Source organism: Anabaena sp. EIM26 (assembly GCF_057568715.1).
Map to the genome: position 1 here is coordinate 1209539 of NZ_CM172472.1, position 12750 is coordinate 1222288.

A 12750-nucleotide genomic window follows, 5' to 3' on the forward strand; every position below is an offset into this window, starting at 1 on the left:
ACAATATATAAATTTTCTAAATCTGACGCACCTATAAAATATATAGGACTAAAGCTGCGTGTCACACCAAACATCTATATTTATGGTGCATGAGATATCAAATAAACCACGTCTACTTTGAAACCAATAGTTTTTTCCTAATCGGGTTTTGTGCCTAATACCAATTTTATGTGAAGTTGCACATAATTCTAAAATCCATTGATTTATCTGTCTTTATCCGCGTTTATCTGCGTACATCCGCGTTCAATTATTCTATGCAGCTTCATATTAATCTGGTATAAATCCTATACTCTTCTCTCTTCCCTGTTCCCTTTTGAAAAACTCCAGTTCTCCACTTGGACGAAGTTTATCTGTTTATTTACAGGATTTATGAAGTCTGACGCACCCTACAAAGCAAGTTGCGTAAGTCCTGTCAGCAATAATCAATCATGAATTTATCTGTTAAAAGTTGCTAATAACCAACGACTAATTGCACCATCATCTTCAGTTTGCGATTTTTTCAAAGCTTCTTCAACTAAGTCAATTTCCAATCCTGGTAAAACTTGAGATTCACGAATAGGGATACTTTCAACAAGTGATAAACAAGATGCAATCACTTGACTATTATTAACATCAACAACCCAATATTCCTTTACACCCAACCGTTGATAAAGTTTTTGTTTCCGAGTTGTGTCATCTTCTAAAGAAGAAGCTGCAATTTCTACTACTAGAGTTGGTGGATCTAGTTCATTTAAATTAACTGGTGTATTATTGTGAGGTGGAAATCTCAAATTTTTGCCAATGTAAAAAGCTATATCTGGCTGAGATTCCCTTACCATAACTTTTCTAAAACTCGCATTTGTTAATCCTTTGATGGGAATATTTTTAATAGCAGCATACAAAATAATCACGGTGGAGACGACAGTATTATCTTGACTGTGTGCAGAACCTATTGGTAACATTTCAATCCTCATGTAACCTTGATCATAATAAAACCGTCCATTTGCTAAAGTTGGGTCATCAGCAAAAGTGAGAAAATCTTCCCAAGTCGCTTCTACCCAAGTATCAGTGGGGACAGTTGTTAAAACTAAAGGAGAGTTAACCATAGTTTTGGACAGAGTGCTGTTGTTATTTAGCTTAACTCATCGTTGGACAAAATTACTAAAAATGGTGATGGTTAAAAGTTAATTTTTTACCAATCACCAATTATTAACTCATTCTTTATACTGTTTTTCAATTTGCAGATATTTAGGAACATCCATGAGTTCTTGAAAATCTTGAAAATTCATCAAACCAGGAAAATTAACAGTTGTTTCTTGTGCTTTGAGATGACGAAAACAAGTACTCATGACTTCAGTTGCAGCCATAAGTGCAGTGAGAGGGAAAAAGACAATTTTAAAACCTAATTTTTGTAATTCTGCTGGGGAAACTTCCGGGGTTTTTCCACCTTCTACAATATTAGCTACTAACGGCACATCCGGGAAAGCAGCGGCTATGGTTTGTAATTCTGCCACAGATTGGGGTGCTTCCACAAATAAGACATCAGCACCAGCATTAATGTATGATTTTCCTCGTGCGATCGCTTCTTCCAAGCCCAAAGGTGCGCGGGCATCAGTTCTAGCTATAATTACCAAATCGCTATCACCACGCGCTGCCACCGCAGCATGAATTTTCCCCGCGTGTTCAGTCATGGGTATAACTCGCTTGCCTTCAAAATGCCCGCACTTTTTCGGCCATTCTTGATCTTCCAAAATCACTCCAGCTAAACCCAACTGTACGGCATCTTTTACAGTCCGCATCACATTTAAAGCGTTACCATAACCCGTATCACAATCGGCAATTAAAGGTATATTAATTGACTGACAAATCCGCCCTACACTGTAAAGCATTTCCGTAGCGGTGAGAAACCCATAGTCAGGTACACCCAACGTAGAAGCAGCGATACCAAAACCACTAGTAGCAGCGACATCAAAACCTGCTTGTTCTACAAGTTTTGCACTCAAACAGTCATACACACCAGGAATAATGATAATTTCAGGACGTGCTATTAATTCCCGCAGTTTTTTGGCAGCAGACATATAAGTAACAATAAGTGTACTCTTTTGAGAATACAACCAGTTTGATACAATGAGAAAATTTTAAAACTAGAGATTATTTTTTCGTTTATATCTCGGCATAAAGCTGTGTGTCACATTCCATGTCTTTTATCAGGTGTGTCAAACTCGATAATTCATTAACAATTAACAGATGTTCGACAGCTGACGCACCCTACAAAGCAAGCCAGTTACGTAAGTCTTGATATTTTGCAATTGCAGCATTTAAATTTCAAATTAATTCTTTTTAAATTCACATTTAAGTAGATGACAAATAAGAATATAAATAATCTTGAATCGTTCCGCGCCTTAGCATTGCAAGTTACCTGTCATGCAGTCAATCAGGCAAGCGATCGCACTGAAGCCTGCTCCATGATCCAAAATACCATTAAACGCTTAGAACAACAAATCGCTGCCAGCATTGCTTTTATCGGTTTTGACTGTCGTTTAATTGTCCTGCCTGAATACTTCCTTACAGGTTTTCCATTGGGAGAATCTTTAGAAGTATGGGCAGAAAAAGCCTGTTTAGAAATGGCAGGGGCTGAATATGAAGCACTTGGTAAAATTGCCCAAAAACATAAAATCTTTTTAGCTGGTAATGCTTATGAATTAGACCCAAATTTTCCAGGTTTATACTTCCAAACTTGCTTTGTAATTGAGCCGGAAGGATCAATTATTTTACGCTATCGACGACTAAATTCTATGTTTGCACCCACACCGCATGATGTTTGGGATAAATATCTTGATTGCTATGGATTAGAGGGAGTTTTCCCAGTTGCAAAAACCGCAATTGGCAATTTAGCAGCTTTAGCATCTGAAGAAATTTTATATCCAGAAGTTGCCCGTTGTTTAACAATGCGTGGTGCAGAAATATTATTACATTCCACATCAGAGGTTTATAGCAAAAACCTGACCCCAAAAGATGCAGCTAAAATCACTCGTGCTGTCGAAAATATGGTTTACGTCGTCTCAGCCAATACAGCAGGTATAATTAATAGTCCCATTCCTGCGGCTTCTGTCGATGGTGGGTCTAAAATTATTGATCATCGAGGCATCGTATTAGCAGAAACAGGTGCAGGTGAAAGCATGGCAGCCTTTGCTGAGATTAATATAGCAGCATTGAGGAGCGATCGCACTAGGCCAGGGTTAAATAACCTCCTCTCCCGTCAACGATTTGAACTTTATGCCCAAAGTTACAACCAGTCACACTTCTACCCACCTAATACCATGCTAGATGGGAAAATAGACCGCAAACATTTCATGCAAACACAAAAAGACACCATTGAACGCCTCACTAAATTAGGGATAATTGCTAATAACTAATGACTAATCATGACTAAAGCTGCGTGTTACATTTAATATCTTTTGCAGGTGCGTCAGATATCATAAATTTGTTGATAATCACCAATTTATAGGTCTGATGCACCCTACAAGGCAAGACAGTTGCGTCAGTCCTGCTAATAACTAATGACTAATAAAAAATGACAAAACCAATAGAAGTCCGCAACCCCCGTACAGGGAAATTTGATTACGTCATTATCCCACCACCACCCAAACTGCTATCCCAGCAATGTCACCGACTCCGCAGAGGGCAGATTTATTGGCAGGAACTCGGTATTGAAGGGAGAATTGATGCACTCAAGCAATGGAAACAAGCCATATTATCTGAGCGCAAACAGTTAACAGATGCCTTGGTAAGTGATACAGGTAGATTATCAACAACCATACTCGAAATAGACTCTTTTCTCTCAAGCATTGATAGATGGTGTAATTTAGCTCCCCAGTTACTACAAGAAACCTCCAAAAATACAGCTATTCCCTTTATTGCTTTACAACAAACAGCCGTTCCCTATCCTCTAGTAGCTGTAATTAGTCCCTGGAATTTTCCCTTATTGTTATCTACAATTGATACAATTCCAGCCTTACTAGCAGGTTGTGCTGTCATAGTTAAACCCAGCGAAATTGCACCTCGTTTCGTTGCACCATTGATGACTGCACTAAATACAGTTCCTAAATTACGCGATGTTTTAAACTTTGTAGAAGGAGCAGGACAAACAGGAGCAGCTTTAATTGCAGAAGTTGATTTAGTATGCTTTACAGGCAGTGTTGAAACAGGGCGTATAGTCGCACAAACTGCAGCGAGAAACTTTATTCCATCTTTCTTAGAATTAGGAGGAAAAGATCCAGCTATAGTTTTAGAATCAGCCAATCTAGACTTAGCAACTTCAGCAATTTTATGGGGTTCTGTGATCAATTCAGGACAGTCATGTTTATCAATAGAAAGAATTTATGTTGCTGAATCTATCTTTGAAGAATTTTATCATCAATTAGTAACTAAAGCCTCACGTCTACAACTAGCCTATCCTACAATTGAAAGCGGTGACATTGGCCCCATCATTTCCGAAAACCAAGCTGCAATTATTAATGAACATCTACAAGATGCCCTATTACAAGGAGCAGTAATTCACTGTGGTGGTAAAGTAGAAGAATTAGGTGGTGGTTGGTGGTGTCGTCCCACAGTTATCACCGAAGTTGATCATGACATGAAAGTGATGACGGAAGAAACCTTTGGCCCCATTATGCCAGTAATGGCTTTTTCCACAGTAGAAGAAGCAGTAGATTTAGCAAATGACTCTATTTATGGACTGAGTGCGGCTGTATTTGCTGAGTCAGAAGAATTAGCAATTGAAGTTGCCCAACAAATAGATGTAGGTGCTATTAGTATTAATGATGCAGGGTTAACATCTATGATGCACGAAGGAGAGAAAAACGCCTTTAAATTTTCTGGTTTAGGAGGTTCTCGCATGGGTGCAGCAGCATTAAAACGCTTCATGAGAAAAAAAGCCTTTCTAATTAAAACCAACACCAATAAAGACCCGTGGTGGTTTAATGAAGTAGAATAGGGAAATAGGTAAAAGTTTTTCTCAATCACCAATTACCAATTATGTCTAATATTCGTTTAGAAATGCCTGTTTTAGCCCGTCATGAAGGTGAATGGGTAGGAACTTATACATTGGTTGATACAACAGGAAAAATTCTGGACAGTCATCAATCTCATTTAACTTGTCAATTTCCTGAAAATAGCGATTATTCTTACTATCAAATCAATCGTTATACCTGGGAAGATGGTAAACAAGAAGAGCATAAATTTCCAGGAACATATCAAGATAAAAAACTCTGGTTTGATACCGAACGTATTCAAGGTAAAGCCTGGGAAGTTGATGATTCAACCGTTATTTTGTGGTTTGGTTATAAACAGTTTCCAGATATGTATCTGTATGAAATGATTCAAATTAGTCCTGATAATAATAATCGCGCTCGTACTTGGCAATGGTTTAAAAATAATCAAATTTACCAACGCACTCTTATTCAAGAAGAACGGTTAAAATAATAATTCTGTGATTAAATTCCCACTTGACAAGGTATAGGCATGGCAAAAAGCGAAAAAATTAACTTTTCTACCCCTAGCGGTTTTCCCGAATTTCTACCCAGCGAAAAGCGTTTAGAAGTATATTTATTAGATATAATCCGTCGTGTATTTGAAAGCTATGGCTTTACACCGATTGAAACCCCAGCAGTTGAAAGGTTAGAAGTACTGCAAGCTAAGGGCAATCAAGGCGATAATATAATATATGGTATTGACCCGATTTTACCACCAAATCGCCAAGCAGAAAAGGATAAATCTGGGGAAACTGGTTCGGAAGCAAGAGCTTTAAAATTTGATCAAACTGTTCCCTTTGCAGCTTATATTGCGCGTCATTTAAATGAATTAACCTTTCCCTTTGCACGTTATCAAATGGATATGGTTTTTCGGGGAGAACGGGCAAAAGATGGGCGTTTTCGGCAGTTTCGGCAATGTGATATTGATGTCGTTGCTCGTGGTAAACTCAGTTTACTATATGATGCCCAAATGCCGGCAATTATCACCGAAATATTTGAAGCAATTAATATTGGTGATTTTGTTATTCGCATTAATAACCGGAAAATTCTTACAGGTTTCTTTCAGTCGGTAGGAGTTGCGGACAACCAAATTAAAGCTTGTATTGGCATTATTGATAATTTGGAAAAGATTGGAGAAGCCAAAGTTGAATTGGAGTTAGAAAAAGAAGGTATTTCTCCAGAACAAACAGAGAAAATTATTGAGTTTATTAAAATTGATAATAGCGTTGTTGGTACTTTAGATCAACTCAAATACCTAGCTAGAAGATCAGAATCAGAGCAATTCAATTTAGGAGTTAGTGAATTAGAAACGGTAATTAATGGAGTTAGAGATTTAGGAGTTGCTGACAAACGTTTCTGTATTGATTTATCTATTGCTCGTGGCTTAAATTACTATACTGGAACAGTTTACGAAACTACTTTAATAGGACATGAAGCATTAGGTAGTATTTGTTCTGGAGGCAGATATGAGGAATTAGTGGGAATGTTTTTAGGCGAAAAAATGCCTGGAGTGGGGATTTCCATTGGTTTAACTCGGTTAATTAGTCGGTTGTTAAAAGCGGGTATTCTCAATACCTTATCTGCAACACCTACCCAGGTTGTGGTAATAAATATGCAAGAGGATTTAATGCCTATTTATTTAAAGGTATCACAGCAATTGCGTCAAGCGGGAATTAATGTGGTGACTAATTTTGAAAAACGTCCTTTAGGTAAACAATTTCAAGCAGCAGATAAACAAGGCATTCAATTTTGCGTTATTATTGGTGCTGATGAAGCCGCAGCCGAAAAATCATCATTGAAAGATTTGAAATCAGGTGAACAAGTAGAGGTGGCTTTAGTAGATTTAGCTGAAGAAGTTAAAAGAAGGCTGACTTAAATTCAGTATTGATCAGGTGAGTATTCTCTAATTTTACTTGTTTTTCTCAAGAGCAGCTTGGAGAAGCGCCTGATCTTGCTGAGTAATATCTGGGTTATGCAGTATCCAGTAACAATCTAGGCGGTCATTAGTGCGGAATAAAAGTAGTGCGCCACTTTCTGTCCAAAATGGACCGTGGGGAATGTGTGCAGGTCGCCAGTAGTAGCCGTCTTTGCACATAGCACTATAACGTCTATTGAAAGGATCATCACTCATAGACCAATGCCCAAGGATATCTCCACTGATGACATATGCCTCCTCAGTAGTAGGATGACCAGCATAAAAGTTACCTTCTAACCACATAGGTACTAAACCAAGAATCCATGTGGCGCGTCCGGTTTTTTTATTGGTGTACAAGCTTTTACGTGCTGAACCAGGAGGTAGGAAGGTTGTGCTTTCCCATTTCATGGCGTGAAGTTCTTGCAGGGGAATATACTCAGTCATCCGTTCATGGGTCTGCATATTCGGATGATATACAGAATTTTCTCTTGTTTGCTCAAGGCTGGTGTAGTCTTCTGTTATGTAAGTGGGAGTAGCATCGGGCATCCATAAGATAATGGTATCTTCTTCGGTTTTCCATGGGCCAGTAGGTATACCAGCAGGGATGAAAGAGTGGCTGAGATTGCGGAGTTTAAACCCACCTTGGCAAAGTACGCCGGTTAGTACGAAAATTTCCACATCAGTAGTGAAATGACCGATAGGTGCGTCCCAGCCTTTGTTCAGGACTACTCGCTCTGTAGATTCGCCAGTACTTTTGTTGATGGATAGAATCTGAGCAGTACCGAATTCACCAGTAATAAAGTTTTTTACCTCAAAAGGTAATTGTGGAAAGTTGATAACTGAGTTAAGTGATTCTTCAGTTTCTACGTGTTTACGTCCTGTGGAGGCTTTATTGTTCATTTGAATACCTGTGTTTGTGTGCAAAAGATTCACATTGTTATGATAAAAAGATGAATTTTTATTTGCAGGTTGTATCGTGATACCGTGTTTAGATGACAAATTTTTTGGAAAGCTGCATCTGTGCGTGGTTTTTTGATGACATTTTATCAAAAATATATCCCAGAGGCACGCGATCGCTTACTCAATCTGTTCTACACTGGTAAAATTAAAGTCGCAGTGAAACCAACAGAGTTTCAGGGCTTAGAAGCCATACCTGATGGGTAAAAATTGCGGCCAAGTAGTTGTTAAATTATCTCCTGCGGGGTGACACACCTGAGGGGGATAGCACTGCACTCAATATTAGCAATATGAGAACTATAATCGTTAGTGAATTGATTCCTTTGGCTAGGTATCAATTAATTAGGGCGATCGCATAACTACAACGGAACTGCGATCGCTTCTTTTAATCCTCCAACACCTGATCTACCTCTCTACAAGCCTTTTGCCAGCGTTGTTGCCAGTCGCCATTAATGATAATATAGGGTCTATCGCGTGATTCTAAAGCTTGAATACAGCGATCGCGAAATTCTTCTCGATAATTAGCCAAAAAACGCTGGGAATCATTCACCCAAGGTACATCCACATCCAGCAGCAAATATAAATCATACTCTCTACGATTAGCTTCCTCCTCAATCCACCGGGGACATTTTCCAAACAGGACATCACTCCAAATCGTAGTTGTAATTAAATCAGTATCACAAAATATTACTTTATTTGCCTGATACACCAAAGCATCCTCAGAAGCCATTTGTCCTCTAGCAATCAGAGGAATATCTGTAAAATCACAATGTCCAGCTTTAAAATCTAATAATCCCCGCGCATATTCGCTCACATAAACAGTATGATAATGGTTAGCTAAATTTTGAGTCAACGTCGATTTACCTGTCGATTCTGCACCAAAAATGCACACACGACGGACAAAATAGGGACGCACAAAGTCCGGTAAATAACGCCAATTCGTAAGGGGATTTTGCCTGATTTTTGTACCAGAAACAGGTACTAAATTCCGTCCATGATCTACAGGAATATAACTTGCTCCCAAGATTTCTGCCAACTTCCAACCATAATCTTCCGAAGCAAAAACATAATCTGGCCCCGTAGGTAATACCCGACGAATATTGTCATACCAAATCTGCCAAAAATTAGGATCATCTTTTGGTTCCTGGGGATTTTCATCAGTGACATGAACCACATTCACATCAGGAAACATCTGCTTCATCCAGCAGTAACGCAAATCTCCGGGAATAGGTTCTGACTGAAGAGAACAAACTAAAACAGTCAAATTGTCAACATAATTTCGCGCAAAATCGACAAGATACTTATGTCCTAAATGTGGGGGCATAAACTTGCCCAAAATCATCCCAGTCGTAGCTTTTTGTAAGCCTTTTGCCATTCCTTATACCCCAATACAGCTAAAACCAAAAATACCGTATAGAGTCCCGTTGTGGGGTAAAGATGTTTAACAGCATAAACTCCCACTGCGATCGCATCAACCGTTATCCAAATAATCCAACACTCTAATATTTTCTTAGCCATCAACCATTGGGCAATTAGACTTAAAATAGTAATACTTGCATCAGGGTAAGGTAAAGCTGCATCAGTATAATTGTGCATAATATAACCTAAACCGAAAATCCCAACAACGGCAACCCCAGACCAAATCAATTTTCCCTGGTTAGAAATGCGAGTAACCGCAAGTGGAGAGTCATCCTTACCTCCATGTAACCAAGCATACCAACCATAGATTTGTAAAAAAATGTAAATTACCTGGAGAATTGCATCTGAATAAAGACGTGCTTCATAGAAAACGAAAATATATAAAAACACCATCACCAACCCAGTCGGCCAGCACCAGATATTTTCTTTAACAGTCAACCAAACGCTGACAAGACCGAAGATAGCTGCAATAATTTCAATAGAAGTCATGTAATTTTAGACTGGGGATTTTAGGGCTTAAATTATTTTTTAGTACCTTAACTGCTCTAAGATATTGTAAATCTAAATAGTAGCAAAATTTCAATTTGACACTAAAAGGAATAATTAATAGATGTCCACCACATCAGAAAACACTTTAAAAGTAGCGCAACAAGCATTCAAATATTTTACAAATGGTCTAGAAACAGGTAATTGGCAAGCATTTCTAGATATACTCACAGACGATTTTAGCTTTTGGTTTCCAATGGGGAAATTTCACGGATTAAATGTAGGTAAAGAACGAGCAAAAGAGTTTTTTGAATATGTTTCTGAAGCTTTTAAACCTGGATTAAACCTTAAATCTTTAGATAATATTACTAGCAATGAAAAAACTGTTATTTTTGAATTTCGGGATGAAGGTAAATTGCTAGGAGAACCTTATAAAAATCGCGTTGCAGTTGCCTTTGATGTCAGAGACAATAAAATTTGTGGTTATAGAGAATACTTTGGTAGTGATGGAAAATCCTATTAGCTTTTAATACACAATTAAATTTATAGCTAGGGCTTGCTGTAAAGCCCTGCGGGCATAGCTTCGCTTACCGCGTAGCGTGCCGTTAGGCATAAAAGTCTTTCCGTTATGGCTAGAAGTCAGGAGTCAGGAGGAAGAATTAGAAGGAGATCAGAATATTCTCAAATCTGGGTAAATGAACGGTTTTTGATGATTTCATCGCTTATTTCTTGCACTTTTTTCTACTTTTTTCGCCTGAAACTGTTGATATATGTAGGTTTTTGGTTTATTCAGCAAGCCCTAGCTATTTTCAAAAGATATTTTTCCTCTCCACAAAATAATGAAGAGGGTTTAGGTGCAGGGTAAAAATACAATAAATTCTATATTTTAGAGTAATTTATTTAAAATTAATTGCCCTCAGCATTTAAACCATTAATTTCTCTACACTTGGCTTCAGCCGCTTGATAAGCTGTCAAATATTCTTGATCACCTAACATTAAATCACCATAATATTCATAAGGTGATTTACCATAAACTGGCAGAGGATCATCCTCTGGATAATCTTCTTTTGATTCATCAATTATGGCTTTTAGTTTTTTGAGAGTTAGACTCTGTGCAGGAAAATACCAAAGGGTTTTATGGTTTTTTTGTAAAAAAGGAAAACTGGGATCAATAATCACTGCATCTAATTCAATCCAACCATGTTCAACAGGTTTATAAGGCTGACCAGTAAACACTAAAAAGCCTTGAACATATTTTGATCCTTCAGTAGCTAAAGCCGCTTTATAAGCATTTTCAAAAGGTTTCTTAGCTTTACTTTTGATGCTTTCAGCAACTTGCAGAGATAATGATTCATCTAATAACTTATTCATGGGTGAAATTAGCCTCCTCTAATTACTGTCAATTCTATCATCTCTTAATGTCTGCACTTGTAAACCGATTTTCACAATTTTTTAAGTAGGATAGAAAGATAAAAAAATCTTATCAGTATGACATAAGTTCAGGTTTTACCCTTTTGCAGTATATGTAAGGCTGAACAGAATGATGATATCAATTGAATTATCTGTCTTTATCTGCGGTCAATTATTCTTGATATTTTATTTTATGCGGCTTCATATCAATTTGGAATCAGAATCATTTATTTTCTAAATTATTAGTCAATATGAGAGTTTCAATCCCTAATAGGGATTAAGGAAAATTGCAATAGACTCAACCGAAGGAGATTTAATAACTTTACTTTTGTGGTTTCAATCCCTAATAGGGATTAAGGAAAATTGCAATCTTAGATTATGGATACGAAAAGAGTCTTTTATTGGTTTCAATCCCTAATAGGGATTAAGGAAAATTGCAATCAATATCGAATTGAGAAAATTCATTATTATTAATGTTTCAATCCCTAATAGGGATTAAGGAAAATTGCAATATGCCAGCTATTCAGATATTCGGCAAGATGGGCGCAAATAAGTTTCAATCCCTAATAGGGATTAAGGAAAATTGCAATTCGTGATGTGAAAATATCTTTCGATACCAGTTTATGGTTTCAATCCCTAATAGGGATTAAGGAAAATTGCAATTATTATGAATATCCTGTAATTCCTCTATCGAATCGTTTCAATCCCTAATAGGGATTAAGGAAAATTGCAATACCCACAGTCAGTTAGAAACCCATTACAGGCGGAAGTTTCAATCCCTAATAGGGATTAAGGAAAATTGCAATAGACATTGTTCTGATTTTCTGGTTCTTCCGAATCGTTTCAATCCCTAATAGGGATTAAGGAAAATTGCAATCAAAATCTGCTCAATTTGTTCGCGCTTCAAACCAGAAGAGAGTTTCAATCCCTAATAGGGATTAAGGAAAATTGCAATTCTCGTCACAGCTACTCATTATCTAAGCCTCGAGTTTCAATCCCTAATAGGGATTAAGGAAAATTGCAATAATCAACCCTTTTCAAGTCCCATCTGTACTCGTTCTGGAAGTTTCAATCCCTAATAGGGATTAAGGAAAATTGCAATGTTTTTAGGAATTGATGTTAATTCCCAAGCAACGTTTCAATCCCTAATAGGGATTAAGGAAAATTGCAATCAGAGGCATTAGCCAAAGATATAAAACGAGAATTCGCGTTTCAATCCCTAATAGGGATTAAGGAAAATTGCAATACAATTGAAATTAATAAGCTATTTACACTTGAGCCGTTTCAATCCCTAATAGGGATTAAGGAAAATTGCAATTAGTCATAGTTAAAACGGCGTTATATCAGAATATCAGTTTCAATCCCTAATAGGGATTAAGGAAAATTGCAATCTCAGGCTAAGGTGATTGTTGAGAATGCTGGTGATGTTTCAATCCCTAATAGGGATTAAGGAAAATTGCAATTTCCCAAATATGTCCAGTTTCAATTGAAACAACATTAAGTTTCAATCCCTAATAGGGATTAAGGAAAATTGCAATTAGACGAATCTCC

General features: G+C 37.4%; 11 protein-coding genes, 1 pseudogene and 1 CRISPR repeat array (1 of these 13 running past the window's edge). Of the genes and pseudogenes, 6 read left to right on the forward strand and 6 right to left on the reverse strand.

The window, feature by feature from the left end:
* Positions 1-434: 434 nt before the first annotated feature.
* Both AC012T_RS05090 and AC012T_RS05095 read right to left on the reverse strand, forming a co-directional pair.
* Positions 435-1085: a Uma2 family endonuclease gene (locus tag AC012T_RS05090; RefSeq protein WP_487063676.1), complete on the reverse strand. Its 651-nt coding sequence runs from the start codon at positions 1083-1085 to the stop codon at positions 435-437.
* 108 nt (positions 1086-1193) lie between these two features.
* Positions 1194-2057, reverse strand: a complete 864-nt coding sequence (locus AC012T_RS05095) for an isocitrate lyase/PEP mutase family protein (RefSeq protein ID WP_487063678.1) — start codon at positions 2055-2057, stop codon at positions 1194-1196.
* Between the two features lie 282 nt (positions 2058-2339).
* Here AC012T_RS05095 and AC012T_RS05100 point away from each other — a divergent pair, with 282 nt between their 5' ends.
* The 4 genes from AC012T_RS05100 (at position 2340) to hisS (ending at position 6888) form a co-directional block, all read left to right on the forward strand.
* Positions 2340-3395: a nitrilase-related carbon-nitrogen hydrolase gene (locus AC012T_RS05100; RefSeq protein ID WP_487063680.1), complete on the forward strand. Its 1056-nt coding sequence runs from the start codon at positions 2340-2342 to the stop codon at positions 3393-3395.
* 158 nt (positions 3396-3553) lie between these two features.
* A complete protein-coding gene (locus AC012T_RS05105) occupies positions 3554-4975 on the forward strand; it encodes an aldehyde dehydrogenase family protein (protein ID WP_487063682.1) in 1422 nt (473 codons plus the stop codon).
* 41 nt (positions 4976-5016) lie between these two features.
* Complete coding sequence (locus tag AC012T_RS05110) at positions 5017-5463, forward strand: DUF3598 family protein (protein ID WP_487063684.1); 447 nt, start codon at positions 5017-5019, stop codon at positions 5461-5463.
* A gap of 39 nt (positions 5464-5502) precedes the next feature.
* A complete protein-coding gene (gene hisS / locus AC012T_RS05115) occupies positions 5503-6888 on the forward strand; it encodes a histidine--tRNA ligase (RefSeq protein WP_487063686.1) in 1386 nt (461 codons plus the stop codon).
* 33 nt (positions 6889-6921) lie between these two features.
* Here the strand turns inward: hisS and AC012T_RS05120 are convergent, their stop codons facing one another.
* Positions 6922-7827, reverse strand: coding sequence for a DUF4437 domain-containing protein (locus tag AC012T_RS05120; protein WP_487063688.1), 906 nt, complete (start codon positions 7825-7827; stop codon positions 6922-6924).
* A 96-nt stretch (positions 7828-7923) separates the two neighbouring features.
* Here AC012T_RS05120 and AC012T_RS05125 point away from each other — a divergent pair.
* Positions 7924-8134 (forward strand): annotated as a pseudogene (locus AC012T_RS05125) (alcohol dehydrogenase); the annotation flags it as partial.
* A 135-nt stretch (positions 8135-8269) separates the two neighbouring features.
* Here the strand turns inward: AC012T_RS05125 and AC012T_RS05130 are convergent.
* Both AC012T_RS05130 and pnuC read right to left on the reverse strand, forming a co-directional pair.
* A complete protein-coding gene (locus AC012T_RS05130) occupies positions 8270-9259 on the reverse strand; it encodes an AAA family ATPase (RefSeq protein WP_487063690.1) in 990 nt (329 codons plus the stop codon).
* Positions 9223-9792 carry a nicotinamide riboside transporter PnuC gene (gene pnuC, locus AC012T_RS05135; protein ID WP_487063692.1) on the reverse strand — a complete coding sequence of 190 codons (570 nt, stop codon included), beginning with the start codon at positions 9790-9792 and terminating at the stop codon, positions 9223-9225. The genes AC012T_RS05130 and pnuC overlap by 37 nt, the downstream gene beginning before the upstream one ends.
* Before the next feature lie 121 nt (positions 9793-9913).
* On the opposite strand from pnuC, the gene AC012T_RS05140 reads away from it, so the two are divergent.
* A complete protein-coding gene (locus AC012T_RS05140; protein ID WP_487063694.1) occupies positions 9914-10312 on the forward strand; it encodes a nuclear transport factor 2 family protein in 399 nt (132 codons plus the stop codon).
* 383 nt (positions 10313-10695) lie between these two features.
* Here AC012T_RS05140 and AC012T_RS05145 read toward each other — a convergent pair whose 3' ends face one another.
* Positions 10696-11160 (reverse strand): hypothetical protein, encoded by a 465-nt coding sequence (locus AC012T_RS05145; RefSeq protein ID WP_487063696.1) that lies wholly within the window; start codon positions 11158-11160, stop codon positions 10696-10698.
* Between the two features lie 296 nt (positions 11161-11456).
* Positions 11457-12750: a CRISPR direct-repeat array (repeat unit 37 nt; unit sequence GTTTCAATCCCTAATAGGGATTAAGGAAAATTGCAAT); it runs 879 nt beyond the window's last position.